General features: G+C 41.3%; 24 protein-coding genes, 1 pseudogene and 1 riboswitch. Of the genes and pseudogenes, 9 read left to right on the forward strand and 16 right to left on the reverse strand.

Features of this window, described 5'->3' with window-relative positions; all coding sequences use genetic code 11:
* Positions 1–80: 80 nt before the first annotated feature.
* Positions 81–3881: a glycosyl hydrolase gene (locus tag DES38_RS04230; protein WP_110250846.1), complete on the reverse strand. Its 3801-nt coding sequence runs from the start codon at positions 3879–3881 to the stop codon at positions 81–83.
* 413 nt (positions 3882–4294) lie between these two features.
* Here DES38_RS04230 and DES38_RS04235 point away from each other — a divergent pair, with 413 nt between their 5' ends.
* The 9 genes from DES38_RS04235 to DES38_RS04270 all read left to right on the forward strand — a co-directional run bounded on the left by DES38_RS04235 (position 4295) and on the right by DES38_RS04270 (position 11722).
* Complete coding sequence (locus DES38_RS04235) at positions 4295–5212, forward strand: ROK family protein (RefSeq protein WP_110250847.1); 918 nt, start codon at positions 4295–4297, stop codon at positions 5210–5212.
* A 1-nt stretch (position 5213) separates the two neighbouring features.
* Positions 5214–6170 carry a mannose-6-phosphate isomerase, class I gene (gene manA / locus DES38_RS04240; protein WP_110250848.1) on the forward strand — a complete coding sequence of 319 codons (957 nt, stop codon included), beginning with the start codon at positions 5214–5216 and terminating at the stop codon, positions 6168–6170.
* 143 nt (positions 6171–6313) lie between these two features.
* Positions 6314–6625: a hypothetical protein gene (locus tag DES38_RS04245; RefSeq protein WP_110250849.1), complete on the forward strand. Its 312-nt coding sequence runs from the start codon at positions 6314–6316 to the stop codon at positions 6623–6625.
* 99 nt (positions 6626–6724) lie between these two features.
* Positions 6725–6907 carry an SHOCT domain-containing protein gene (locus tag DES38_RS04250; RefSeq protein WP_110250850.1) on the forward strand — a complete coding sequence of 61 codons (183 nt, stop codon included), beginning with the start codon at positions 6725–6727 and terminating at the stop codon, positions 6905–6907.
* A 46-nt stretch (positions 6908–6953) separates the two neighbouring features.
* Positions 6954–7256, forward strand: a complete 303-nt coding sequence (locus DES38_RS04255; protein WP_110250851.1) for an SHOCT domain-containing protein — start codon at positions 6954–6956, stop codon at positions 7254–7256.
* A 16-nt stretch (positions 7257–7272) separates the two neighbouring features.
* The gene (locus tag DES38_RS11965) at positions 7273–7437 is read left to right on the forward strand and encodes a hypothetical protein (RefSeq protein ID WP_170114327.1); all 165 of its coding nucleotides are present in this window, start codon (positions 7273–7275) and stop codon (positions 7435–7437) included.
* 179 nt (positions 7438–7616) lie between these two features.
* Positions 7617–9203: a PTS transporter subunit EIIC gene (locus DES38_RS04260; RefSeq protein WP_110250852.1), complete on the forward strand. Its 1587-nt coding sequence runs from the start codon at positions 7617–7619 to the stop codon at positions 9201–9203.
* The gene (locus DES38_RS04265) at positions 9190–10512 is read left to right on the forward strand and encodes a 6-phospho-alpha-glucosidase (RefSeq protein WP_110250853.1); all 1323 of its coding nucleotides are present in this window, start codon (positions 9190–9192) and stop codon (positions 10510–10512) included. The genes DES38_RS04260 and DES38_RS04265 overlap by 14 nt, the downstream gene beginning before the upstream one ends.
* Positions 10513–10585: 73 nt before the next feature.
* Positions 10586–11722 (forward strand): glycerate kinase family protein, encoded by a 1137-nt coding sequence (locus tag DES38_RS04270; protein WP_110250854.1) that lies wholly within the window; start codon positions 10586–10588, stop codon positions 11720–11722.
* Here DES38_RS04270 and DES38_RS04275 read toward each other — a convergent pair.
* The 15 genes and pseudogenes from DES38_RS04275 to DES38_RS04340 all read right to left on the reverse strand — a co-directional run bounded on the left by DES38_RS04275 (position 11688) and on the right by DES38_RS04340 (position 26213).
* Complete coding sequence (locus DES38_RS04275; protein ID WP_110250855.1) at positions 11688–12428, reverse strand: MurR/RpiR family transcriptional regulator; 741 nt, start codon at positions 12426–12428, stop codon at positions 11688–11690. The genes DES38_RS04270 and DES38_RS04275 overlap by 35 nt on opposite strands.
* A gap of 198 nt (positions 12429–12626) precedes the next feature.
* On the reverse strand, positions 12627–13298 hold the full coding sequence (locus DES38_RS04280) for a Crp/Fnr family transcriptional regulator (protein WP_110250856.1): 672 nt from the start codon (positions 13296–13298) through the stop codon (positions 12627–12629).
* 5 nt (positions 13299–13303) lie between these two features.
* Positions 13304–15142 (reverse strand): heavy metal translocating P-type ATPase, encoded by a 1839-nt coding sequence (locus tag DES38_RS04285; protein WP_110250857.1) that lies wholly within the window; start codon positions 15140–15142, stop codon positions 13304–13306.
* 99 nt (positions 15143–15241) lie between these two features.
* Complete coding sequence (locus DES38_RS04290) at positions 15242–15451, reverse strand: heavy-metal-associated domain-containing protein (RefSeq protein ID WP_110250858.1); 210 nt, start codon at positions 15449–15451, stop codon at positions 15242–15244.
* A 288-nt stretch (positions 15452–15739) separates the two neighbouring features.
* On the reverse strand, positions 15740–16966 hold the full coding sequence (locus DES38_RS04295) for an anti-sigma-I factor RsgI family protein (protein ID WP_110250859.1): 1227 nt from the start codon (positions 16964–16966) through the stop codon (positions 15740–15742).
* On the reverse strand, positions 16935–17672 hold the full coding sequence (locus DES38_RS04300) for a sigma-70 family RNA polymerase sigma factor (protein ID WP_110250860.1): 738 nt from the start codon (positions 17670–17672) through the stop codon (positions 16935–16937). Before DES38_RS04300 ends, DES38_RS04295 begins: the two co-directional genes overlap by 32 nt.
* Positions 17673–17728: 56 nt before the next feature.
* On the reverse strand, positions 17729–18226 hold the full coding sequence (locus DES38_RS04305) for a hypothetical protein (protein ID WP_110250861.1): 498 nt from the start codon (positions 18224–18226) through the stop codon (positions 17729–17731).
* An 86-nt stretch (positions 18227–18312) separates the two neighbouring features.
* A complete protein-coding gene (locus tag DES38_RS04310; protein ID WP_110250862.1) occupies positions 18313–19215 on the reverse strand; it encodes a DUF5667 domain-containing protein in 903 nt (300 codons plus the stop codon).
* A 330-nt stretch (positions 19216–19545) separates the two neighbouring features.
* The gene (locus DES38_RS12165) at positions 19546–20145 is read right to left on the reverse strand and encodes a methyl-accepting chemotaxis protein (protein WP_425450529.1); all 600 of its coding nucleotides are present in this window, start codon (positions 20143–20145) and stop codon (positions 19546–19548) included.
* Positions 20125–20496 (reverse strand): annotated as a pseudogene (locus tag DES38_RS12230) (PAS domain-containing protein); the annotation flags it as partial. The gene DES38_RS12165 and the pseudogene DES38_RS12230, both read right to left, overlap by 21 nt.
* 231 nt (positions 20497–20727) lie before the next feature.
* Positions 20728–22416, reverse strand: coding sequence for a methyl-accepting chemotaxis protein (locus DES38_RS04320; protein ID WP_110250864.1), 1689 nt, complete (start codon positions 22414–22416; stop codon positions 20728–20730).
* 129 nt (positions 22417–22545) lie between these two features.
* Positions 22546–23679 carry an alpha-hydroxy acid oxidase gene (locus DES38_RS04325; RefSeq protein WP_110250865.1) on the reverse strand — a complete coding sequence of 378 codons (1134 nt, stop codon included), beginning with the start codon at positions 23677–23679 and terminating at the stop codon, positions 22546–22548.
* 33 nt (positions 23680–23712) lie between these two features.
* Positions 23713–24309, reverse strand: a complete 597-nt coding sequence (locus tag DES38_RS04330) for a methionine ABC transporter permease (RefSeq protein WP_110250880.1) — start codon at positions 24307–24309, stop codon at positions 23713–23715.
* Between the two features lie 46 nt (positions 24310–24355).
* Positions 24356–25387, reverse strand: a complete 1032-nt coding sequence (locus DES38_RS04335; protein WP_110250866.1) for a methionine ABC transporter ATP-binding protein — start codon at positions 25385–25387, stop codon at positions 24356–24358.
* Positions 25388–25409: 22 nt separating this feature from the next.
* A complete protein-coding gene (locus DES38_RS04340) occupies positions 25410–26213 on the reverse strand; it encodes a MetQ/NlpA family ABC transporter substrate-binding protein (RefSeq protein ID WP_110250867.1) in 804 nt (267 codons plus the stop codon).
* Between the two features lie 93 nt (positions 26214–26306).
* Positions 26307–26415, reverse strand: a riboswitch (SAM riboswitch).
* Positions 26416–26688 lie beyond the last annotated feature (273 nt).

Below are 26688 nucleotides of genomic sequence, written 5' to 3' on the forward strand. Positions count from 1 at the left end.
TCGCTTACGGAAGTGAGATACCTTCTTGCATTTTCCTATCCTAAGGATTAAACACTCACTTACAATCAGTTAGGCATTTATTATTCTAACCTTTTTCTGATTATAAAAAGAAGCGCACCTACAGTTAGTAATGATATCCCCACCCATAACAATTGGTAGGTCATCGAAGCTGTATCCGGGAGCTGTTGGCCAGTAACTTGATCACGTTCTTCATCGACTTCGCCCGTAACTCCGAGCACCCCATAACTGCTAAAATGATTAACTTCAACATACACATGACCATTTGTCTCGTCATAGTCCAATGCGGTTAAGGTTTCTGCAATCGCTAAATGATCATCTAAATATGCAACCACAAGATCATCAATGTCGATTTCTTCAGCCTGATTTGCCCGAAAAACAAGACCTACGCGTTCACCGTCAAAATCAATGACCGCTCCGTCGCCATCTGTTAAGTGAAAATCATAAAAACGACTTAACCAATTGTCATACTTTTCTTTAACACGCGCTGTGATGTCATCGATTATAAAGGTCACCTCACCATGACCGGTAAGTAAACGCACAGGTAATCTAACGTCAATAGAACCATCGGTTACTTCGATCCAATGAGCCTTGTCCTGCGCATTTAAAAATGCTTCCGTAAAAACAAAAGCGGAACCTACCTCCTCAACAGCTAGCACTTGTGTGGTAGCCTCTTTATTAATTAACGTTGTAGATTCATCAACCTGTATAATTGATTCAGGTCCTTCCTCAGTCGACTCCTCATTGTCTTCCTTTTCATTGCCTTGACCATTCTGATCAGGTTCCGGGGTTTCTTCTGGTACTTCAGCTTCTTCTAAATCCTCCAGTGATTCAACAATACTTACTTGATCAATCATGACTTCAGCAACACCTTCACCTGAGCCACTGAATTCAAAACCAAGTTCTCTGACAGTATCCTTTTGGTTGATTGACGTTAAGTCAAAAACCACATCGACGTAACCATCCTGAACTAATGCCGTTGCACCACTATCATGCCATGTCCAGTCATCACCGGTTTTAACAAACAATTTCCCCTGCAGAATGTTCTGTGGTAGCGTGGTGTCTGCCACTAGCTTTACTCGACCAACCAAATAATTGTACTTTGTTAAATCCATACCTGAACGTTTCACTTCCGTCTTTCCCGCTAGATCAACATTGACCACTAATGCTCCCTCATTTAAAGTGAAGTCAGCTCCCGAAAATCCTTCATCGCTTTCATCAAAACGATAAACAATTGGCTTAACCGGCCCTTCACTTGGCGCTTCAACCATCGGAACATCGGCTTCACCTTCTAATTCAGCCGCCCGAAAATCATCGAAATGCAGCTTGCCTTCCCCTTGCTCACCACCCATATACAATGCAAATTGCGTGACACGTTGAATCCGGTCCTGATCAATAATCGCTGCTTGATTCGTCTCCCAATGTGCTGGTTTAAAGGCACTAAAGGGTAGCGACACCGTCCCATCAAATGTTTCATCAAGGTCTACATTTGTCTCAAAGCTCACGCCTCCAATTTGGATTTGCACAGTTAGGTGACGATCAACCTGAGGGGGATGCTTCAAGTAAAATTCAATGCCATTTGCTCCTGTCCAGTCTACTCCAGCTAATGATTTTTGACGTCCCGCATACCCCTGCGCACCGAGCATATACTCATACTTTAGGCCATAACTCCCTTCGACCTTCTCAGATTCACTTAACGCTAGTTGGATTGGGTCTCCGTTAGAACTATAGGCACGATCTAATAAAGCATCTTCGCCAAGATAGCTTTCAAATGTGTCAATGACCCAAGGATCAACAGTTTCTTTTTCCATCTGGTTTAATAAACGAATATTATCAATGTAGATAGGCTCATTCATTTGCATTTGTTTTCCCACGAGCGAAATCGCCAACCCCTCCCGCACTGTTGTTGTTGGGAGGTTCACCTTAACCTCAGCATGGTAGTATGCTTTCGCATCAATTGTAACGACGGGCTGGTCAGCCAATTCAATTGTCTGTTCATACTTTGTTTCCCAATCTGGTGGTAACATAACAATGTTACTTAATTGTTTCTCACCAGCTGAAACGGGGACATAAACATCATAACTAACACTATTCACCGCCATTAAGTCAGCCGCTTCTAAATCTGTTAATTCTAGCTTTAGTTCTTGCCACCATTGACTTTCATCCATATTACCTACGATTAGTTCGAGCGCACCACCATTAAATGGATGATGTGATAAATCTAACGTCACCTCAGTCTCTTGTGCAGAATAAGTGCCATTGTTTTTAATGCCCTGAATATTCTCATCAAACGTAAACATTTTAACAGCGACTTCATCGAGCGCAAGGTAATAACGATGGGTTTGCTCTGTCACCAAATCCCCTTGTTCATAATAGCGATAAGTAACATCAACACCAGCGCCGTTGTCGTTAGCATCCGGTTGCCAATCAGCCAGATAATAACCTTCCTTTGCGAGCATTTCTTGTTCAGCCCCACCCTCAATTTGATAGGTGACTCGCTCCGTTGAACCATTAACAACTCGCGCACGGAGTCGAACAGGCGCTTCAGTGATTGTTTGTCCTTCAGTTGGGCTAACAACATACATCAGCGGTTCATGCTCGATTGTTTGGTAACTCAAGCCTTGATTAAATATTTCGGCCGAAGCAGCAAAAACGGTTCGCTGATCATCATGAAATGCTTGGAAGTCTGCCAATAATTCATGGTCACCACCTAAATCATCATTTATATCACGATAAGGGACATACATATTGTTAGGAAAACCAAAGTTTGCCCACGTCAACATGTATGAGGTCTCGCTTGCTTCTGTAAAGGTTTCATGATTCATAATGCCATCTAAAACATCCGTCCACCATGACAAATTATTGCCTGATTGATTCATACCTGTTGCACTGTAACCAAACTCCGTAAAAGCAGATACCTTTCCTCGTCCTTTAGCTCCTTTAGCTAACATGTCTAAATCTTCTGCAACGCTATCTATCCAAGCTTTACTGCCTGCATTTTCTTTATTATCGTAACTGTCAATCCCTAGGATATCTACATAGTCATCCCCAGGGTATGTCTTAAAGTAACGTGCTTTGTCTCCGCTCGGTCCTGCACCTGGTGAATAGCCAATTAAGAAATTATTATTACCATGCGCATGGAGATATTCAACCGTGTAACGAAAAATTGCCTGATATGCTTCCGGGGTTGTTGAACTTTCCCCCCACCAAAACCAAGAGCCGGTTTGTTCGTGAAATGGCCGGAAAATTATCGGTATCGCTTCTCCATTCTGATCAACAACTTGGTGAGAGAGGGCAACTAACTGATCAAGCCATGCATTAAAGGCCGTGTGCGCTTGACCGCCAGGTAGAATAGCCTTCACAACATCTCCTTCAGTGTCACCGTAACTCCCACCCGTAACAAAATTATTCGGGTGCATGCTTAAAGTAATAATGCCACCTAACGCATGAGCTGTCTTCATCGAGGTCACTAGATTTTCAATCCGTTCTGATTGGGTTAAACTAACATCATCTATCGCATTCCCTGGACGCTCTCGCCCATCCAAACTATTCGTATCCCAACCAAACACTGCCGGATGTGAGCCAACTGCATTTTCGACCTCTGAGGTCGTTGAGCCAACACGGTTACCGGCTTCCGTTAAGGTTAAGCCTTCATCACTCGCATGTTGCTGACCGAATAAGATTTGATCAGATCCCACTCCTTTCAAATACGCAAACAACTCTTTCGTATACAAGGATGCGTTCGGATTAGACATATAAAGTGTTTCTTCTTGTGCTGATACTGCAATGTTCATCGTCGGAACCATAGTTAAAATAATGAGCGCAACCATTATACTCGCTAGGTATTTCATCATGTTTTTCATAATTTCCTCCTTAAGATAATTTGATGCAGCTAACAAACTCTCCTTTCTAGATATGTAAACGCTATCATTATTTATTATAGATAATTAAGTTAAAAAATCAACAATAAACTTAAATTTCGTTTTTTATTAGCTAAAATAAAAGTAATTGATTTGTGGATTTAACGTTTAATAGCCGAAATAAAACGTTTGCGTCTGTCTGATTTATCTTTATTAAGCTCTATTAAACGTGACTTAAAAGATTTTTTCAATTTAATTATAGGTTTATCAAACCACCTCTAAACTAACGGGTTATCGTTAAGGTAATTTATTTTAAAAATTATCTTGTGTTTATTGATTTAACATTTGAATCGTTGCTCATTTATTGGTACACTTTAATCAGATACGTTTTGAAAAAACAAAAGGACGGTGACCCGATGTACGCACTCGGTATCGATATTGGTGGAACAAAAGTAGCACTTGCTGTTGTTGATGCGCATGGCACAATTTTAGCCGACACTCGCATCCCTACAGACACAACGCTCGCACCGGCATTGATGATTGACAAGATCATCCATGCCGCAAAGGATTTAATTCAACAAGCACAGGTAGATATGGTAAACTTAAAAGGTATCGGGATTGGGGCGCCTGGTCCCTTGAACGTAAAAACAGGTGAAATTACTTCGCCACCTAATTTAAAAAACTGGCGTCATGTGAAAATTGTTGAACAGTTTAAGCAATCCTTTGATCTTCCTATCCGACTTGAAAATGATGCAAATGCTGCCGCGATTGCAGAGAAGTGGCTCGGTGCAGGGGTTGGTGCAACTGATTTTGTTTATTTAACGATTTCTACCGGGATTGGAGCAGGGATTATTGCGAATAACCAACTTCTAACTGGCGCAAAAGGAAATGCTGGCGATTTCGGACACACCGTGATCGATCCATCATTTGGTGTATGTAGTTGTGGACAACGCGGCTGTTTAGAACATATTTGTTCCGGTACTGCCATTAGTCGGGAAGGCTCCCGCATTAAAGGTGAAACACTCACGACGCAAGAAGTCTTTGATCTTTATTTAGCAAATGACCCTGAAATTACCCCTTATATGATTAGCGTACTTGAAACGTTAGGTGCAGCGGTGGTTACCTTGATCAACACATTCGATCCCGATCGCATTATACTAGGTGGCGGGGTCACAAAAGTCGGTAAACCTTTATTTGATGCTGTAAAAGCTTATGTAAGTAAATACACGTTAAATCCTGATGCAAGTGACACACCGGTCGTTTTAGCTAAGCTTGATCAAAATGCTGGTGTGATTGGTGCAGCTGGATTAATTTTAATCGAGGAGGAACAATAACATGCATAAAGAACCGTTATTCTTAACCCCTGCCTTTCAAGAACGCATTTGGGGCGGTAACAAGTTAAAAACAATGTTTGATTATCCAATTCCATCAAATGAAACAGGTGAGGCTTGGGTTATCTCAGCTCACGAGAATGGACCAAGTCTAGTGAAATCAGGTGATTTAACCGGCCAAACGTTAACTGAGGTTTGGGAGAACCATCCCGAATACTTCAATACTGAACATACGCACGAAAAGTCTTATCCGTTACTCGTGAAGATTTTGGATGCAAATAAAGACCTTTCGGTACAAGTTCACCCTGATGATACTTACGCAAACGAAGTCGAAGGGGTTCCGTACGGAAAGACTGAATGTTGGTACGTCCTTGAAGCTGATCCAGGTGCAGAAATCGTCTTTGGCCACCATGCAGCGTCACAAGAAGCGTTTCGTGAACTTGCCACAAATGGGAAGTGGGATCAACTCCTCCGTTACGTCCCAGTGAAAAAAGGGGATTTTATTTATGTCCCAAGTGGTTCAATTCATGCGATCGGTGCAGGCATTGTTATTTTAGAAACACAACAAAGTTCTGATGTTACTTACCGTGTCTACGACTATGACCGAAAAGACGCAGCCGGAAACACACGTGAGTTGCACTTAGACAAATCCATTGATGTAACAACCGCACCTCATCAGAACCCAAAACTTAATGAGGTACAAACACAAATAGGCGACCTCTTAATCAAACAACTCGTTAAAGAAAAGTACTTCACTGTGTCTGAGTGGACATTAGATGGCATTGCTAACTTACATCAAGATCACGATTTCTTACAAGTTAGTGTCATTGATGGCCGGGCAACCCTTACTGTTGAAGACACCATGTATACGATTGAAAAAGGAACCCACTTTATTTTGCCCTACCAGATTGGGGACTACCAATTAGAAGGTAAAGCAACCTTCATCGTTTCACACACTTAATGAAAAGCAGCTTCGGCTGCTTTTTTTATTTCTTCACTTCTTCTTCACCTCTTCTTCATAAGTTCTTCACTTCTCTACGCTATGATATAGACATAAGGGCGGTACACAATCCTTAAAATCAACTATTTCAGGAGGCATGAATCATGAAAAAAATAATTAGTTTACTCGTAATCGGTTTAGTGCTCTTAACCTTCTCCTCTGTGGTCATGGCTGAAGAAACCGTGTTTCCACTTCGTGATCACCCACATTTTGAAACACACATGGGTAGCCGCGATATCAGTGATATCGACGATTGGCATGAGGACATGCTAGAAAACCAGTCAACCGAATGCCCGACAGATGGCTCAGGCTATCGCGGCAATAGCATGCATCGCGGTCAAGGGTTCGGAAATAATAACACTCCGCAAACCGAATCAGGTAATGGCTATGGTCGTGGCATGGGAAACGGACTGTAAAACAAAACGATTAACAACCATCATAACGCTTTATGGTGGTTGTTAATGTTTCACCCTAGAAACAATCGGTTAAATATAGAGAAGGAGGCTTTTAAATACATGGGTATTATTATTCTCATAATCCTTGGTTATTTTTTGTACACACATTACACACAGTTAGAACAACCCAACAAGACAAGCTATCAAAAGAAAGACCGACCACAGGACGTGCTTGACCAACGACTTGCTCGTGGAGACATATCTATCGAAGAATATGAAACCATCAAACAAACCATTCAATAGAACAGATCGATCTGTATAATTCAACTTATAAAAGGAGGTTTTTTAAATGTTCAACCGTGGACACATGAGTGGCTATTTTAACGACGGTAATTTTGGTTCAGATTTTGGCATGTTTAATATGGGGTGGCTAGGTCTTCTGTTTAATCTTTTAGTTATTGGGGTCATTATTCTTATTGGCGTCATTATTTTTAAAGAACTAACAAAATCGAAGCGTGATTCGCACCAAAACCATCAAGGATCATCAGAACAAACCAACACAACGGCCATTAATATTGTAAAAGAACGTTATGCTAAAGGTGAAATATCAGAAGAAGAATATCATCGCTTGATCGAAACATTAAAATCATGATAAAGGAGGTCATTTTTTGCGCACGTATAGTAGCTCTTTAAAAAATGTCCTGACCCAAGCGTTATGGCGCTCAAAAATGGCTAGCTATGTGGAAACAGATCCCGTTAAGGCTTTGGACATGCAGCTCGAATCCGGACTGATTGATAAAAAAGAATATAACGAGATTTTGACGTATCTTTAAAGCTTAAGTCGCTGATTATTTCAGCGGCTTTTTTCTTTTCTTGTGTACAAAAACACAGCTTTGTGTACAGATGTGTTTTTGTTACATTTGTTCCAAACCCCCACCAACCTATTGTAATCGCTTTCCCGCTCTTTTATATTTAAAGTATTCAAACCATTATTTTTCGAGGAGGAACACACATGAAAGACTTTTTTCAAAAGTTAGGTAAATCACTGATGATGCCAATTTCAATCATTGCTGCTGCCGGGATCTTTTTAGGGTTAGCATCAGTCCTACAAAACCCAGACATTGTCGGGGAAACATTTGTCTCATTTACCGTTATTCAAAACATTATTGGCTTTATTCGTGCATTAGCTGGTTCGCTGTTTGGTAATTTACCTATCCTTTTTGCCGTCTCCATCGCAATTGGGTTAGCTAAAAAAGAAAAACCAACAGCCGCTTTCGCTTCAGTCATCGGGTTCATCGTTTTCCAAGTCACACTCAGTTACATTTTAGGTCTAAACGGTTTAAACCAACTAACAACATCGATTGACTACCTCATGTCTGAGGGGATGAGTGAACTAGAAGCCACACAAGTTAGCTCACAGTACGAAACCGTTCTTGGTATTTTCACATTAAGGATGAATGTTTTTGCTGGTATTTTAGCAGGTGGACTTGTTGCATTTTTACATAACAAGTTCTACAATATCGAACTACCTGTCGCCATTAGTTTTTTCGGCGGAAAACGGTTTGTTCCTATTATTACAACGGTCCTTGTCCCCGTACTTGCAGGGGTAATGTATTACATTTGGCCGATCTTTGGTGGGTTAATTGAATCGTTAGGTAATTTAATTGCAGAGTCAGGAACAATCGGTACGTTCCTCTTTGGTTTCTTAGAACGGTTACTGATTCCAACGGGATTACACCACATTTTGAACCAACTCGTTCGTTTCACACCAATTGGTGGTGTTGAAATGATTAATGGTGAACAAGTCGTCGGCGCATTAAACATCTTTAACACCGCTTTAGCACAAGACGTATTAAACTTTGATTTAATGAGTCATGCGACGCGTTTCTTAGCTCAAGGTAAAATTCCATTTATGACCTTCGGACTCCCTGCGGCAGGGCTAGCGATTATTCACACTGCACGCAAAGAAGAAAAAACACGCGTAAAAGGTTTACTCGTGGCAGCAATGCTTGCTTCATTTACAACAGGAATTACGGAACCGATTGAATTTGCCTTTATCTTTGTTTCACCAATCTTATTCGTCTTTCATGCCTTCATGTCAGGTCTTTCCTTTATGCTGATGGACTTATTTAACGTCGTGATTGGTAACGTCCAAGGTGGGGTGATTGACCTTACGGTTTTCGGTATCTTACAAGGCCTTGATACACGGTGGTTTATTGCGGTCATTGTCGGGATTGTCTATGCCTTTAGTTATTACTTCTTCTTCAAGTTCATTATTACCAAGAAAAACATTCAAACACCTGGACGTGAACGTAAAGAGGAAGGCTTAGATGTAGAAATTCAAGACAAAAGTAAAATCGGAGAAGCTATCGTCACCGCTTTAGGGGGTAGTGAAAACATTGTTGAAATCGAAAATTGTTTCACACGACTACGTCTCGTCTTAAAAAGCACAAATGCGGTTGATAAAAACGCTTTGAAAAACACTGGCGCCGCTGGCGTTGTTGAAATTGACGATACGCACTTGCAAGTCATTTATGGTCCTCAAGTTGAAGGGATTGCACAAAAAGTAAAAGGGGTGGCAGGAAATGAAGAAAAATAATATCGTACTCGTAGGTGGCGGATCAACGTGGACGCCAGGCATCTTAAAAGCAATGACCACACACTTGGATCAATTTGCTCTTAACCGGGTCGTTTTATACGACATTAATTCTGATCGACAAGCTGTGATTGGTCAGTTTGCAGAAATTTTATTTCAAGAAGAAGCACCGAATGTTGAAGTAATTTACACAACCGATAAAGCCGTGGCTTATAATGATGTAGATTTTGTTTTTTGTCAAATGCGAACCGGTGGATTTGACATGCGGGAACAAGATGAGAAAGTTCCTCTATCTTTAGGCGTGATTGGCCAAGAAACATGTGGTCCCGGTGGGTTCGCTTACGGTTTACGTTCGATTCGCGATATGGTCGAGATGGTCCAAGATGTTCGCCGTTTAAGTCCAAACGCTTGGATTTTAAACTATACCAACCCTGCTGCCATTGTTGCATTAGCGTTAGATAAACTGTTCCCAGACGATACACGGATACTAAACATTTGTGATCAACCGGTTAATTTAATGCGCTCATACGCAAAATTAATTGATCGTGACGTTAACACATTAGAACCAGAATACTTTGGACTTAATCACTTCGGTTGGTTTACCGCTATCTATGACGAAAACGGCGTCGATGTCGCAACTGAAATTAAAGATATCGTCAAAAACGGTGGCTTTCGACCTGTCGATGCCGAACAACGTGATCAATCATGGCTAGATACCTATGCGATGGTAGAAGACATGTTAAACGATTTTCCGGATTACTTACCAAACACGTATTTACAATATTATCTTTACCCAGATTATAAACTCTCTACCCTCGATCCAAACTATACCCGAACAGACGAAGTAAGAAAAGGACGGGAACAAAAAGTATTTGGGGAGTGTAAACGCATTGTTGAAAACGGAACTGCTAGAGATTCTAGCGTCGTTCATAATGACGCACATGGTGATATGATGGTAGAGGTCGCTGCTTCAATTGCTAACAACTTACGAAAAACCTACATCGTCATTGTGCGAAATGATGGCATCGTTTCAAATCTTGATGATGATGTAATGATTGAAGTCGCTGCTTCACTCGGAAAGAACGGCCCGCATCCGTATGCAGTCGGAAACATCGACACATTCTATAAAGCACTCATCGAAAATCAACATGGGTTTGAAAAATTAACCGTTGAAGCTTATCTGGAGGGCTCCTATACAAAAGCACTTCAAGCGTTAACACTCAATCGTACAGTTGTTGATGCGAAAAAAGCACGGAAAGTGCTCGATAAGTTGATCGAAGCAAACAAAGGCTACTGGCCAGCACTTAATTAATCACCCTATTATTAAAGCAGAAACAGTACGTGACTGTTTCTGCTTTTTCACTTTAATGAAATGAGGTTAAACCATGCGAATTTTATCAGTGATTGATTCATTTAAAGGTTCAATGACCAGTCAAGAAGCCAACCTAGCCGTTAAGCGTGCGTTACAGCATCACGATGTCATTACTTTTCCCATTGCTGATGGTGGCGAAGGGACAATTGATGCCCTTACTGCTCAGTTTAACGGGGAGTTACGCGATCATACCGTGACTGGACCAAACGGAGAACAGTTACAGGTCAAATGGGGATACGTGAAAGAGAAAAACATGGCCATCCTTGAAGTTGCTGAAGCAGCAGGTATTACAAAAGTTCCAGTTGACCAGCTTGATCCATATCTCCACACCAGTTATGGTGTCGGTGAACAAATACGTCTCGTCCTTGATTATGGCGTCACAGAAATCATGCTTGGTTTAGGCGGGAGTGCCACAATTGATGGAGGATTCGGTCTCATCCAGGCGCTCGGCGCAATCTTTTATGATAAAGCGAACAACGTTCTACCAATGCTCCCGATTCAACTGGACCGCGTGCATTCAGTCGACTTTTCCGAGGTTGATCCACGCCTCCAACAGACGAATTTTAGCATCTTAACCGATGTCACCAATCCATTATGTGGCCCAAACGGGGCAGCTTATGTATTCGGTGCACAAAAAGGCTTAAAAGAACTGGATTTTGCTCACTACGACCAGGCAATGAACCAGTATAGAGCGGTGATTGAAACCGAACTAGCTACTCGTGTACAATCCAATCCAGGTGCCGGGGCAGCTGGAGGAATTGGCTTCATCATGCATGCATATTTTAAAGCAAACGTCTCAAGTGGTCTTGAATGGATTGCGGAAAACGGTAAGCTCACCGAGGCAATCGCTGCGGCTGACTTAGTCATTACCGGTGAAGGTAAACTTGACTTACAGTCCCTACAGGGAAAAGTCCCCATCGGCATCTATCAGTTAGCTACTGCCCAGGCTAAACAAACGTTGTTTGTTAGTGGTTTCATTGATGCTGCACTTGAACGTGATCCCACTTTTGAGCAGGCGCTTTTTTTACCGATTGTTGACCATGTCACTACCCTTGATTCAGCCATGAAAAACGGCCCTGGTGCACTTGAACAAGCACTGCGCAGAGCCTTTACGTTTATTGACTATGGTAAGTCGTTAAATATTGATTAAACAGGACATTAATTAAGTAGTGTAAACTAAACCGATCTGCTGCATCCACCCCACTAATGGTGACTTTGTTGGTGAAGCCGTACAGTTGAAAGTCAGTTAGTTTCGCTAAGGCGTTTGTTGAAAATCCAGTAATGCTTACCGTTGTTGCACCTGATACATTAGCAATTGTTGTCGCTTCAATAATGCTTTCTGTTGTCCCACTCATACTGATGGCAATCGCTAAATCAGCCGTTGTTAAAAGCGATGCATTGTGTTTCATTACATGAGGATCAAGAAATATTTTGCTGTTTTTCCCTAACAGCTGCAAACGCGTATCCAATTCCTGTGCCGGCAAGCGCGACAAACCTACGGCAAAGAAAACAATTTTATCTGCTTCATGAATCCGGGCAACAATTTGTTCAATCACCGCCGTATTCACAAGTTGCTTTGTTTTAATAATCGCTTCATCGAGCGAAGTGATTTCGATGAAGTCACTTTTCGTTTGTTCAGTCAGAAATAACGCTTCTTTAAAGTCAGAAAAACCTTTAAATCCGAGTTTCTGACAGAGGCGAATGATTGTATTCGGCGCGGTAAAATGTTTTTCAGCAATTTCGCGGACCGTTACTTGTTTAATCGTCTTGACGTGCGCTAACAAATCGTCAAGAATCTGCTGTTCTGTCTCATTTAGACACTGTTGATTTTCTTTGAGTCGATCATAAAAATACATCACGGTCTCCTTCGCATACGATAATCTCACCTTTAGGTGGGCACTGATCTGCGCCGTCGTACAGACGCATCTTTATTACCTTCTATTTTACTTAATCTTTAAGCATTACACAAAGGTTAATTTTTTATTCAAAAAAGAGACGTCCTCAACTGCTGAGAACGTCTCTTTTTACCTTTGACTGACCCATTTTCGACATGTTTATGACGACATCAACTCATGAATCATCAGTGTTTTGTGACCTTTCGCAACGAGTTTTCCTTCCCGCTCCAACCGCTTCAAGATACGACTAACCGTCTCAGGTGTCGTGCCTAAATGTGCCGCTAAGTCTTTCCGCTTCATTGGAAGTGTTAAGCGATAGGGGCGTTCCTCCGTTGTAATTAAACGACTAAGAAAATTAACTAACCGTTGCTCAACAGACTCTGTCGCCACTTGTTGCGCGTTATGTTCTGCTTCATCAAGACGCTGTGCTAAGCGCGTCAACAATGCTAAGGCTATGTTAGGGAATCGTTTTAACAAAGCACTAACATCCGCTTTATTAATCCGACACACCTGACCTGCTTCAATTACTTCTGCATACACATCGTGTGCTTGATCTAAAAATAGAGCCAGCTCACCGGTGAAATCTCCAGGCAATAACAAGCGGACCAATTGTTCTTTCCCTTGTTTGTTTAAACGATACAGCCTCACTTTACCACTGTGAACAATATAAAGCCCTACTGTCTCTTGATCAGCTCTAAAGATGTGCTCACCTGTTTGGTATAAATTAGAGTGGACCACTTGCATCACTTCATGGAGTTGCTCATCTGATAAATGGTTAAATATTGGCACTGTCCGTACGCAACCGGTTAACCCATGTCCGCATGTTGCCATCGCTTTCACCTTCTTGGTTTGTATTTTAATAAACGCATCCCGTTTAAGATAACAATTAAAACGCTCGCCTCGTGAACAAACATACCTGAAGCTAAATGTATTTTACCATTTAATACGCCTATAAGTAAAAAGAAGACCGTTAAGAGCGCAATGATGATATTCTCAGTCCGGTTTCTTACCGTTTGTTTACTCAAGCGAAATGCGTGAACCAGTTGGTCCAGACGATCATTCATCGCCACAACATCAGCCGTTTCAATTGCGACATCTGTACCCGATAATCCCATCGCTACGCCAATATCACTTAACGCTAAGGCCGGTGCATCGTTGACACCATCACCCACCATCACAACAGACTCACCAGCTTCTTGTAAGTCTCTTATTGCTGTTAGCTTATCTTTCGGTGACAATTCAGCCCGAACATCAGCAATTCCTAACGATTTCGCAACAAAATTCGCAGTTTTTTTATTATCACCTGTTAACATCACTAAGTGCTCAGCACCTAATTGTTTCAATGCGAACAGTGCTTGTTTTGCTTCAGGTCTAATTTCATCAGCAATCACGATAAAACCTAACACAATCGCTTCCTTCACAACAAAAATTACGGTTTGTCCATTCCCTTCCGCTTCAACCGCTTGTGCTTCTAACGCTTCTGGTAAAGTTACTGCGTTTTGTTCTAACAAGCGCCGGTTACCAATTAAATAACGTTCATCCTTATTGATACCCGTGAGCCCTTGTCCTTTAATTATTTCAACGTCGAGTGTTTCGGTTTCTAACGTATATGTCTGTTCAGCTTTCTCAACGATTGCCCGGGCTAAATGATGCTCAGACTGATGCTCTAACTCCGCTACTGCCTTTAACCAGTCCGTGGCATCACCGATTGACTTCAACGCCACCACTTTTGGTTTCCCTTTTGTTAACGTACCCGTCTTATCAAAGACGAAGGTGCGCGCTTTATTGAATCGATCAATCACATCGCCACCTTTTAATAGGACACCGTTCTTCGCCCCATTCCCAATGCCACTAACATTTGAAACCGGCGCACCAATCACCAGCGCACCTGGACAAGCAATGACGAGAAATGTAATCGATAAATGAATGTTTCGTGTAACCAAGTAAACAACCAGTGCTAATACAACAACCGCTGGCGTATAAAACTGGCTAAAACGATCAAGAAATCGTTCTGTTTTTGATTTTTGATCTTGTGCTTCTTCGACCAACTCAATGATTTGACTAAATGCCGTTGCTGCACCTACTTTTGTTGCTTTCACACGTATATAGCCTTGATCAACCATCGTGCCACTAAAAACGTTGTCACCGATCACTTTATCCACAGGAATACTTTCACCGGTCATCATCGCCTCATTCATGAGCGCATCACCAGCAGTTACTTCACCATCTACTGGGACTTTCCCACCCGATTTAACGACAATGATGTCCCCTTTTTCTACCTCATTGATTGGCACCGTTACTTCTTGCTGGTCCTTTAGTACAACGGCAACCTCTGGCGCAATGGCTAACAATGCTTGAATTGAGCTGCGTGTTTTCGCAAGCGTACGTGACTCTAAATAGCTTCCGAATAAAAACAGAAACCCGACGACTGAACTTTCAACGTACTCACCGATAAACAGAGCTCCGATCATCGCAATAGCCACTAATAAATCAATACTCATTAGTTTTAACCGTAAAGCTTGTAAAGCATAATACAGAATCGGAATACCCGTAAAAATTGTCGCAATGATTAAGAAAAGATCAATCGGTGCGGGTTGATTGATGACGTAAAGCAGTAAACTAATCGCAATCAGTCCCCCAGCTATCAGCATTGCTACTTGTTTAAATCGTTGCATATGTTTGGCCACCTGTTTTTTCTCCTTTCTTCTATTGATTAATTACGTTCTTTTCATATAAAAAGTGCCGATGTTTTGATCGACACTTTGTTCAAGTTCTTATGCTTTGACTGCGTACCCTAATTTTTCAATAACAGCTTTAATTTGATCAACTGAAGTTTTCTCTTCATCAAAGCTTACTTTTGCTTTACTTGAGTTAAACAGAACTTCAACAGATTCAACTCCTGATTGTTTTTGCACACCTGCTTCAATTTTCTTGACACAACTTGGACACCCTAATTGTTCTAATTGTAATTTTACTTGTTCCATCCTTGATCCACTCCTTTAATATATTTAAGACATCGTGTCTTGACTTCTTAATAACCTAAGTATAACTGAATCTGCCTCACCCGAACTTGATGCACGTCAAGTTTAGCGTATTCCTATAATAATTTTTTTAACCGATAGCCGCTTTCGACTAGTCCTTCACTACCCTTTCCCTCTAGCTAGGCGATTTCAGGTGAGATGAGGCTAAAAAATAAACCAAGATAAAAAAAGAAAAGACAGGGAGGCGCTGCGTGCGCGCTCTGTCTTTTCAAAGGTGCTTTTCGATTGTTTTTAATGCCCATTTCCCTTGCCACGCGCCTTAGCGGCTTGACTTTCTTGGTTAGGTTTGGCCTGATTTCCTTGCGTTTCTTCAGTAAGGTCCGAATTCGGTAACGACACATCCGCTTTGGGCTGTTCTTTATCGTTATTTTTCCTTTTGTCGTTTTTAGGCTTTTGTTCTTCCTTTTGCGCTTGGTCAATTGCTGGTGATCTTTCATTTTCTTTACCAGTAGCTTGACGCTCTGGTTTGGTCATTTCGGTATCCTGCTGTTTTTCAGGTTGCTGTGTACCCGGTTGGTTAGCTCCCTTATTTATACCTTTAGCTGAGGATGGTTTTTCTGCGTTTGACTGCGATTCTTTTCCGGAATGATTTTTTTCACCCTTAGTGACCGATTGATTATTCGGCATTTCTGTCGCAGGATTCTGCTTGCTTTTTGGTCGAATTACCTGCTCATTATTAGCATTGCTATTTTTATCGCGTTCAGACACGCGCTGACTGTTACCTTTTTCTGTTTCGGCTTTTTTAGAAAACATCGCTCGAATTTCGTTCAGACTTTTTCCTTTGATCTCATCGATCTTCTCAACTTCTCCGAGTGCATTTAAGCTTTTAAAGTGTTTATAATAGTTGATACTTATTGCTTCCGTTTCCGCTGCCTGATATGTTGCCGTTGTTTCAATCGTTGCTTCTAAATCAATGCGTTCGTTTAGCACACTTTGCTTCATGCGTTCAACAAGAGCGTCAGTCTTTTGTTGATTTTTCGTATCTTTAGCAATCACGCTAGCCGCTACCGTACGGGCGTTCACAAAATAACCTTGTTGCTCGGCCACTACAAAAACTTGCTTCAACACGTCTTCAATCATTGCCGGTCTGTCTTGATCAGGTAACCCTGCTAGTAAAGAACGGCCGGCTTTATTCTTAGCGACAATATCAATCACTTCTTCCGCTTCGTTTAAACGGACTTCAAAACTCGGGTTAATATCCACTACAACAATATAAGCGGCTTCAGCCTCATAAAAACGGCCAAATGAAAGAACAGATAACAACATTAAGGCCGCCATCGTGATTACAGCCAGTGGCTTATAAGCTAATTGCTTTGACTGATAAGTCACTGTTTCCCCGATTACCGGCACATAGCCAATCTGTTTAAATGATACGTTAGAAAATTGACCATCACGTTCAAGTATTACCACTATTTTATTTGTCACTTCAACGACTACCCCTTGGTGAGGATGGGTCATCTTGTTCACCTCCCGTTTGCAACGTAACGAACGTCGTTAGACGTTGCCACTGTGGGTTTATTTTTAGTAAGATTAGAGCGATTAAATATTTCCGGTGCTTTTCTATCGTTTTCTTTTGGAAACCACTTCGTTTTGAAAACGCCGTTGCCGGCAGCCTTTGTTTCGTGGTCAACTGTTGCACCAGCGTCGTATGTTGACAAAAGGCCTCACTCATTTCAATTAGCCGTCGGCGGGAACGCTTATGTTTTGGCGCGGATGCTTCTAATTCACTTAAACTAATTTGGTAGCTAGCTAGTACTGCTTTAAACTCAAGTATTTCTTCAGTCAATTCCGATTGTTGAATGGCTTCTTGATATTGTTCAACTGCTTTTTGGTCGTGGTATGGGTGTGTCTCTTCTTCTGAAGACAAAAGTTCCCTTGGTGCAACCTTATTTTTTCGTAAATAATCAATTAAATCACGCTTAATTAACAAGTAGGCATAATTCACAAAGGACTTTCCTTGATCATGTTTAAAGGTATCAATCGCACGATTAAAGGCAATCAGTGCAAGACTTGTTTCTTCATCACTCCAAGTTACATAACGACTAAGGACATGGTGAACAACGTTTAATATATAAGGTTTATAGTGTTTAATCATTGTTTCTCGAGCAATGACATCTCCTGTTTTTGCCCGATTGATTAATGCTTCCATGCGTTGTTTCTCCATCCCATCACCACCTGCCGTTACCGCTTACTCGTGTAATATAATTTATCGTCACTCACTTAATAAAAAGTGAGTGCGTCTCTAAAGTGTTCGATATCTGAAAAATACTGCTCGTATTCAGGTGCTTTCATCATAAAAGTGGTCACGTACGTGTGTGACCCTGTCACGGTTAAATAAACTTCAGTTCGAATTGGCTCTGCATGATTGGATTGAAACGCAAGATAGCCATCTGTTTCTTCAATAACAGTAATGTTTCCCGAGCCGTCCTTTAATGCTTGTTTAACATTTGTTAGATCATTAGTCGGTGTTAACACGCTGATAATAGCTTTTAAATCCTCTTTTTGAAAACTTACTGTATTACTCTTTTCGGCGACAAAACTGAAATTGTTAGCTTCTTCAATCATAATTCCTTTTTCTTCGCTTTGAAAAAAGAGCGCTGTTTCTGTCATTGTTTGATCATCTTCAACACGCGATGGTTCTTTTTCAGGTGAGGTTTCCGTATTTGTACTGCAAGCTGTTAACAAAACCATACTTAATAAAACTATTATTTTATTCATTTCAACCCTTCTTTCTATCGGTTCCATTCATCTGCATTGACTAACAAAAGGCTACCACTAAGACATGGTAGCCTTTTACAATTTATTTACTTTTTACCTTTACCTTTTGCTTTTTCCTTTGCTTTCGCATTAGCATTTGCGTTAGGTTTTTGTTTCTTGTCAGCAGATTTGATTTCTTTTTCTGGTTTGACCGTTTCGGCTGTTGCTTCATCTGGATCAGCAACCTCAGTTGTCACCCGGGCCATTGCTTGTTCTTCTGTTGCAACATCGTCTGTTTCCGGTAAGACTTCTGGCGCTTTTTCAACTGGGTCTTCAACTGGTTCTGGGGCATCGATTACCTCTTCGTTTGTTTCTTCTGGTTCTTCAATCGATGGCACACTTTCTTTTGCTGCCCATTTCGCTGCTTTTCTTTCAAGTTTAGCAAGCCGTTTTTCTGTCGCTCGTCCTTTATTCTCAAGCGCTTTCGCAATCCCAGCCTTTGCTGATTCCGGTAAGTCTTCACGTGCTAACAAGCGGGTTAAATTCGCACTGCTCTTCTCAGCCTGTGCTCTTACACGTGCTTGCAGCACTTCTAAATCAGGACGTTCTTCCTCTGTTTCTTCCGCTTCTTCTGCCTCCGTTGATTCATCTGTTGGTTCATCTGTTGCATGATCTGACTCTTGGTCAATTTCCTCAGCAGCCTCTTCTAATAATGCTGCTGACTGATCAAGGTATTCGCTATACTCATTTATTAACGCCTCTGCAGATGCCTCATCACCTTGATCTAATTGTTCTTCAGCTTCTAGTAAGCGTTTTTCAGCATATTCTTCATGCAATTCCAGTTTATTTTCAACGTCTTCCGTAAGGTCATAGGTCGCTTCTTCCATTTCTCGCACCGTTTCATAGAGTTCAGAATCTGCACTGATAACTGTCGTTTCTTCCGCATATGCCGCTTGGCCAATTGTTAACAAGGTCGCCGCCAATGCTACAGCTGTAATTTTTTTAATCATAACGTCTACCACTCCTTTTTAATGACTGTCATCCCATAAAATTGATGATGCCTCTACCTATTTATACGTGCAAGCACTAATTTTTTGGAGGGTTTTTTAATATTTTTTTATGTTCACATCCCCTGATAACAACAACCCTTCTTATGGCTTGATTGTAAACCTTGGTACACGTGTTTCCCGCTGTCTAAGTGTTTTCTAAACTATCCGTTGCTTTTACTAGACGAACAGAAAGATTTGGCCAAGGAGTGAAAAAATAGACACCTGAAACATTAACCGCTCTCGTTTCAGGTGTCTATTTGTCTCAATTCAGTTGCTGTTCGTAAACAAACATTAGATAATCGATGTGACTTCTTGCGCTTGCTTTGCAAGTTGGTCAGAGGCATCTAGAACTTTATCAAAATCTTCAGTTGCTGTTTTTACATCGCCTTGTGTCACCTTAATATTCGCTTGTACCTCACTTGAATCATTCGCTATTTGAATAATTTCACTTGTGATTTGTTCAATATTCTGACGAATTTCACCAATTGATTGATCGACACCGGTCGCTAATTTCCGAACCTCATCGGCAACAACACTAAAACCACGCCCATGTTCGCCGGCACGAGCCGCTTCAATCGCTGCGTTTAGTGCCAGTAGATTCGTTTGTGAGGCGATGCCGCGAATTGTTTTGACAATGTCTTGAATCGAATCGGTATTTTTCCGTAATGTTTCTAATGTTTCTTGACTTTCTTCGTATGCTTTGGCAATCGTATCAACTTTTTTGCCGATTTCATAAGAGCGATTAATTCCCGTTTTTGCACGTTCATTCAATACATCTGACATTTCACTTAATTTCTCAACCACGTTTGTTGCTGTTTCTTGACGCTCAGTAATATCAGTTGCTACCTTCACAACCCCGATGACTTGCTGTTGTTCATCAAATAATGGCATATACGTCGCTTCTAACCAGACACGATCGCCCGACTTTGACTTGCGATCAATCTTATCTTGAAAACTTTTACCACTGTATAAATCATTCCAAAATTGATCATAGGCCGGGCTTTTACTAAACGTATCAAAACATAAATGTTTATGATGCATCCCTTGCATTTCTTCTTTCCGATACCCGACAGTTTTAGCGAAAATAGCATTGACGTAGGATACCTGACGATTCATATCGAATTGAATAATTGCTAAATTGTGTTCTAAAGCTTTCATAATTAATGCGCCTGATTCACAGTTTTCGAATAGTTGTTGCTGTTCCATTTGAACACGCTCCTTCATAATTAACACCACTATCATTAAACACTCTTGTAAGCCTATTTCTTTTACTTAATGTATATATCGGTTTGTACGCATAAATATTTAGAAAAAACTATACATTAGTTATACACTTTTGCGTGAAAAGAAACAACTGTTTTGTTCCGAATGTTAAATGTTGCGTTAAATATGGCTTTTTATAGGTATAACGTTTTATTCCCCCAACAAAAAAACTCAGAAACCAATGTATTACATCGATTTCTGAGTTAATTATTAAGCTAATGTTTTAAAATGACTAACTTCTTGGTTTAAGTTTTCCGCAAGTTCTGATAATGTATCCGCACTTGTTGATATTTCTTCCATAGAACTTGCCGCCTCTTCAGAAGAAGCCGCCGTTTCTTCAATACCTGCTGCCGATTCTTCTGCAACAGAAGCAATTTCTTCTATCGACGTATTAATTTCGACACTATCCGCTGATATCCCTGATAATGTTGACGTCACATACTCAATCTTTTCAACCATCTTTTTAATCGCTTCGTTTATTTCATTAAAGTTTTGTCCTGTTTGCGCCATTTGAACCGTACCGGTATTGACTTCACCATACCCTGATTCAAGTGCACCGACGACTTCTTTTGTATCGGTTTGAATGCCTTGAATAATTGCAGTAATTTCTCGAACAGAGTTTGAGACGTCTTCTGCCAGCTTCCGTACTTCATCTGCAACAACCGCAAAACCAGCACCGTGTTCACCGGCACGGGCCGCTTCAATTGCTGCATTTAATGCAAGTAAGTTTGTCTGCTCTGCAATGTCTTGAATTACTGTAACTAATTTCGATACTTCACCGGAACGTTTTTCTAACCCTGCCACTTTTTGCACAGCATCATTAACAATACCATCGATTGTGATCATTTGATTTAAGGCCGATTCCATCATCTTGTAACCGTTTGCTGTTTGTTCAATCACCTTGGTTGAATCATTCGAAACATCTTCGGTGCGTTTATTTGCTTCTTCAATTTTATTTAAAAACTCTTCCATTTTCTCTGATAATGTTGCGACAGTGTTTGCCTGCGTTTCAGAACCTGATGAAAGTTCTTGCATCGTTGAGGCAATTTGTTCTGATCCCTCACGCACATCACGCGATGATTGTGTAAGACCAGCACTTGCACCCGTCAAACGTTCAGCTGCCCCGGATACACTGCGGATCACAGCTTGTAAATCTTCTTGCATCATGTTAGTAACATCCACTAATTGGCCCACTTCATCTTTTCGCTTCGTATGCATGTCTTCATGCGTTAAGTCGCCTTGGGCAATTAAGGTTAATCGATCAGTGACTTTCTTCAATGGGTTGCCGACGTGACGTCCCATCAATAAACCTAAGGCAATCGCAAGCACAACAGCAAACACCGCAATGGCAATCGTTATTAATCGCACCGTTGAGAATGCTGCTTCACCATCATTAAAATTTCCTTCTGCAATCGCTAAACTCACATCACGTAATTCGTATAGCGTTTCTCTAAACGCAACAAAATCATTTGCCATAGCTGAATCACTTGTCGCCGCACTGTCAAACTGTCCGGCCGCAATCATCCGGGCATTTGTTCGTGCCTGCGAGCTATATGTATCCCATTCTAGCAACAATTGATCATAAATCCCTTGCTCTTGTTCTCGCAATTGAAACTGCCCATAGTTTTCAAGTAAACTATTCATTGTATCAATCGCTACGACCGCGTCTTCACCTCGCGCCGTATTTTCTTCGGCAATCCCTTCGAGTACTTGCACCCGCAAGTTTTCACCCGTTTGAATAATTTCTGTCATCGCACCAAGTGGCTCAACTCTGTTATGGTACAAGAGTCGTGCGTTGTCTTGGATTGTTGCCATTCCGAAAATCGCTCCACCACCAACGACTAACACCAGAACGGCAATCATGACATAAGACATAACTAACTTTCCTTTAATTTTCATAGTACTCCCCCTAAATATTCATGCTTTAACCCTATACCCATTATATCGTTAATTATTGCTTTTAGTGAATAGTTTATAAGAAGAAATTGTGAAATATGCGCAAAAAAATAATGCCTTTTGCACAAGACATTATTCCGCGTTCTTAATATATGATTGATCCAGCTGTGAGACATCTGTCACACCTAGCAAAGCTAAATTAGTCTGAAGGTCGCTACTTAACTGACTAAGCACCTGCCTCACCCCTCTTTCTCCATCAATGAGACCATAAATATACGGACGACCGATTAAGACAGCATCTGCCCCTAAAGCAAGTGCTTTTATGATGTCACTTCCACGTCTGACACCACCGTCAACGAGTAGTGGAAACGACGGACCGACCGCTGCTCTAACGTCAGCCAGTACATCGAGCGGTGCAACCGCACTGTCTAATTGTCTTCCCCCATGATTTGAAACGATGATTCCATCGACACCAAGGGCTTGCAGTTCTTTCGCATCATCTTTATTTAACACACCTTTAATGATGATAGGGAGCGCTGTTTCATCGCGCAGTTTCTTAAGCGCTTGAAAGGTGAGACCTGGATGAAATAAAATCTTTTGAATCGCCTGTTTTAGAGCGGATTCTGTCAACGTTCCAGTTGGATTATATTTCGCTTGAAAAACAGGATCACTCAAAAAATTAGCCATTCCTGCCCCGGTTTCCATCGGGAAATATGCATGTGCTAAATCGACTTCGCGACGCCCTAAGAGCGGTGTATCGACGGTAATAACTAACGCATCCACGCCACTTGCTTCTGCGCGTTTGATTAAACTATCACATACCTCTACGTCACTCGGCCAATACAATTGAAAATAATGGGGAGCATCCGGTAAAGCAGCGCGAATTTCTTCTATTGTATAAGAGGAAACCGTGCTTTGCACAAAAGGGATGCCTGCATGATTGCTGGCCTGTGCACTTGCTCGCTCCCCGTCATCATGCACAATCGTTTGAAAGCCGACAGGAGCAAGTAAATACGGCGCACGAATCTCACGGCCTAACAGCGTTATGCTTTGATCAACGGCCGTCACGTCACGCAACACCCGCGGGACAAGACTGTAGCGGTGGTACTGCTTGATGTTCTCAACAAGCGACCACTCGCTCCCAGAGCCACTATCAATATAGCCAAAAGCTTTCTTATCAATTTTTTCTCTTGCTAACTCTCGGTATGTCTCACTGTTAATCGGTACGGAAAGATCGATGTCATTCACCTCATTTATTTGCTGCACCTTTTACGTGCGTTCATATTTTTTCGAATCAACTTAATCTTTTTTCGCTTTAGCACTCATGGTGTTCCCTAAGGATTGAATCAGTTGAATCAGAATGACGAGAATCACAATCGTGACATACATCACTTCTGGTTGATAGCGGACGTGACCGAACCGATACGCCACATCACCTAAACCACCAGCACCGACTAAACCAGCCATTGCTGTCGCGCCAATCAGACCAATCAAAGCGATGGTTACCCCTAAGATAATCGATGGCTTCGCCTCGCGGATCATGACGTGCCACACAATTTGAATGGGTTTAATCCCCATCGCTTGATACGCTTCAATCACACCACGGTCAACTTCGAGTAACGCAGATTCCATCAATCTGGCTAAATATGGCGCTGTAAAGATAACGAGTGGCACGATAACACCGCGCACACCCATCGATGTCCCGACGAGAACACGTGTGAACGGTAATAAGGCAAAAAGAAGAATAATAAATGGAATCGAGCGAATGGTATTAATCACAATATTTAATACCCGATACGTCCAACGCTTATTACCTGTTCCTGTTCTTGTAATGACAAGCAAGACGCCAAGCGGTAGACCGATAATAATTGAAAAGACTAAACTGATGGTGACCATCTGGAAGGTTGCGAAAGTTGCTTCAACAATTGTTGAGCCCCAGCGTTCAATAAATGCTGTCAATGCTCTTCACCTCACTTACTTGTACGCCCTGGTTTTTCAAATAATCAATCGCTTGATTCGTTTCACTGGCTGCACCTTTAATGTGCGCCCGCAATTTCCCAAACGGTTGCTCTTTTAATTGAACAATGTTTCCAGAGAGAATATTCGTTTCAATCGCAAATTTCTTTGAAATCACTGATAAGCTTGGCCGGTCAGCCGCATCACCAACGAAGGTTAAATCAATAATCGGACCTTGTTGCTCTAAATCCTTAATAATCGAAGCTGGTATTTGTGACGGAAAAATACTATCCACGAAACGTTGCGTCGTTAAATGTTTGGGGTTGGTATAAACATCAATCACCTTGCCTTGTTCAACGATGTCACCATTTTCCATGACCGCCACACGGTCACAAATTTGCTGGATCACATGCATTTCATGGGTAATTAATAAAATCGTAATGCCTAGCTCTTGATTAATTTTATGCAACAAAGCTAAAATTTGATCGGTCGTATCCGGATCAAGTGCACTGGTTGCTTCGTCGCTGAGAAGAATTTCGGGTTCATGTGAGAGCGCACGCGCAATCGCAACCCGTTGTTTTTGCCCACCTGAGAGTTGGTTCGGATAGACGTTATGCTTATCTTCTAAACTCACAATTTTTAAATACTTTTTAACCCGTGCATCAATATCAGCTTCTTTAACACCCGTTAGCTTTAAGGGAATGGCAATGTTTTGATAAACCGTTGCCGTCTTCAGAAGGTTAAACCCTTGAAAAATCATCCCGATTTTTTGACGCACGTTGCGCAAGGCTTCTTTTGAAAGGCCGGTTAAATCAACACCATCGATTTTCACCTGACCAGACGTTGGTGGCTCCAATAAATTAACACAGCGGATCAGGGTACTTTTCCCTGCGCCGCTGTAACCAATCACACCATATATTTCACCTTTTTCGACTGTTAAACTCACTCCGTTTAGGGCGGTTACTGCTGTTTGTTTTTTTGTTTGAAATGTTTTGGTTATGTTTTCTAACGTTATCATCGTCTCACCCTAACTGTTTAGATTACCAAGAAGCAACAACTGAACCTTCAAAGGTTTCATCGATAAATTGTTTAACTTCTTCTGATTGATAAATATTAACGAACTTCTCAACGACTGGATCATCTTGGTTTTCTGTCCGCGTGACGATTAAGTTTACCCACGGTGAGTCACCTGGTTCAATATAGATTGAATCTTCCGTTGGTACAAAGCCGTGTTCAATCGCAAAGTTTGTATTGATTGCGGCAGCATCAAGCTCCTCTAACTGACGCGGGATTTGTGAAGCTTCCAGTTCAATAAATTCTAAGTTTAATGGGTTTTCTTCAATATCCAATACCATTGCTGCTGCGCCAACACCTTCTGCTAACGTAATCAGACCGGCATCTTCAAACAGCATCAACGCCCGCGCACCGTTAGTTGGATCATTAGGTAACGCTACTGTGTCACCTTCTTCTAATTCACTTACGTCACTAATCTCACTTGAGTAAATCCCCATTGGGAAGTTAACGGTCGTCGCAACATCAACTAAATCAACACCACGATCTTCAATAAAGTTATCTAAGAACGGTTTGTGTTGGTAGCTATTTAAATCTAATTCACCTTCATCAAGTGCTGTATTTGGAATAACATATTCAGTAAAGACTTCAATGTTCACTGTTAAATCTTCTTCTGCGGCAAGCTCTTTAACTTTCTCTAAAATCTGTTCGTGTGGACCAGCGGTTACACCCACGGTAATTTCTGATTCTGATAGGGTACCCGTTTCCTCGTTACACCCTGTTAATACAATAGCAATGACTAATGCGAATACTAAAACTAAAAGCTTTTTCATCTTTAAAATCCCCCTTATTTGTCTCGTATCTTAACACTTAAAAACCCCCAATTTATCGAAAAGATAAATTGAGGGTATACGTGTAGACGTCTCAACTTATCTTTTCAAGTCACATAGCGACTTGCTGGAATTGGCACGTAGGACACGAATGTCTGTTGCCGAGGCTTCAAAGGGCCAGTCCCTCCACCTCTCTGGATAAGATACGATTCATATTTTTATGTTGTTGACTACTTTACAAGGTTCTAAGTTAAAAGTCAATGCTTTTATTCTGATTTTCAAGAATTTTTGCATTATCCTGAATTGTAAAATCAAATGCATAAACTTTTTTGAATATATCCCAATATATTCAAAAATCTATACTTATACTATTTTAATCGATGCGGATGCTTGATTTTTATGCTATACTAGCCACCGCCTTGCGGCGTGCTCTTGACGTAAGTGCCTCTTCTTAGTGAGTCATTTGTTGGGTTCGGGG

It is taken from the genome of Streptohalobacillus salinus (assembly GCF_003201605.1).
Classification (GTDB): Bacteria; Bacillota; Bacilli; order Bacillales; family Amphibacillaceae; genus Streptohalobacillus; species Streptohalobacillus salinus.

Excerpts from the sequence above, each read along its gene's own strand:
- DES38_RS04320 (WP_110250864.1), bottom strand. The coding sequence starts at position 22,416 with ATGAAAATTAAAGGAAAGTTAGTTATGTCTTATGTCATGATTGCCGTT.
- DES38_RS04265 (WP_110250853.1), top strand. The coding sequence starts at position 9,190 with ATGAAGAAAAATAATATCGTACTCGTAGGTGGCGGATCAACGTGGACG.
- DES38_RS04250 (WP_110250850.1), top strand. The coding sequence starts at position 6,725 with ATGGGTATTATTATTCTCATAATCCTTGGTTATTTTTTGTACACACAT.
- DES38_RS04275 (WP_110250855.1), bottom strand. The coding sequence starts at position 12,428 with ATGTATTTTTATGATCGACTCAAAGAAAATCAACAGTGTCTAAATGAG.
- DES38_RS04270 (WP_110250854.1), top strand. The coding sequence starts at position 10,586 with ATGCGAATTTTATCAGTGATTGATTCATTTAAAGGTTCAATGACCAGT.
- DES38_RS04300 (WP_110250860.1), bottom strand. The coding sequence starts at position 17,672 with ATGGAGAAACAACGCATGGAAGCATTAATCAATCGGGCAAAAACAGGA.
- DES38_RS04335 (WP_110250866.1), bottom strand. The coding sequence starts at position 25,387 with ATGATAACGTTAGAAAACATAACCAAAACATTTCAAACAAAAAAACAA.
- manA (WP_110250848.1), top strand. The coding sequence starts at position 5,214 with ATGCATAAAGAACCGTTATTCTTAACCCCTGCCTTTCAAGAACGCATT.
- DES38_RS04305 (WP_110250861.1), bottom strand. The coding sequence starts at position 18,226 with ATGAATAAAATAATAGTTTTATTAAGTATGGTTTTGTTAACAGCTTGC.
- DES38_RS04245 (WP_110250849.1), top strand. The coding sequence starts at position 6,314 with ATGAAAAAAATAATTAGTTTACTCGTAATCGGTTTAGTGCTCTTAACC.
- DES38_RS04340 (WP_110250867.1), bottom strand. The coding sequence starts at position 26,213 with ATGAAAAAGCTTTTAGTTTTAGTATTCGCATTAGTCATTGCTATTGTA.
- DES38_RS04235 (WP_110250847.1), top strand. The coding sequence starts at position 4,295 with ATGTACGCACTCGGTATCGATATTGGTGGAACAAAAGTAGCACTTGCT.
- DES38_RS04295 (WP_110250859.1), bottom strand. The coding sequence starts at position 16,966 with ATGACCCATCCTCACCAAGGGGTAGTCGTTGAAGTGACAAATAAAATA.
- DES38_RS04330 (WP_110250880.1), bottom strand. The coding sequence starts at position 24,309 with ATGGTCACCATCAGTTTAGTCTTTTCAATTATTATCGGTCTACCGCTT.
- DES38_RS04285 (WP_110250857.1), bottom strand. The coding sequence starts at position 15,142 with ATGCAACGATTTAAACAAGTAGCAATGCTGATAGCTGGGGGACTGATT.
- DES38_RS12165 (WP_425450529.1), bottom strand. The coding sequence starts at position 20,145 with ATGCCATTATTTGATGAACAACAGCAAGTCATCGGGGTTGTGAAGGTA.
- DES38_RS04255 (WP_110250851.1), top strand. The coding sequence starts at position 6,954 with ATGTTCAACCGTGGACACATGAGTGGCTATTTTAACGACGGTAATTTT.
- DES38_RS04310 (WP_110250862.1), bottom strand. The coding sequence starts at position 19,215 with ATGATTAAAAAAATTACAGCTGTAGCATTGGCGGCGACCTTGTTAACA.
- DES38_RS04290 (WP_110250858.1), bottom strand. The coding sequence starts at position 15,451 with ATGGAACAAGTAAAATTACAATTAGAACAATTAGGGTGTCCAAGTTGT.
- DES38_RS04260 (WP_110250852.1), top strand. The coding sequence starts at position 7,617 with ATGAAAGACTTTTTTCAAAAGTTAGGTAAATCACTGATGATGCCAATT.
- DES38_RS04230 (WP_110250846.1), bottom strand. The coding sequence starts at position 3,881 with ATGAAAAACATGATGAAATACCTAGCGAGTATAATGGTTGCGCTCATT.
- DES38_RS04280 (WP_110250856.1), bottom strand. The coding sequence starts at position 13,298 with ATGGCAACATGCGGACATGGGTTAACCGGTTGCGTACGGACAGTGCCA.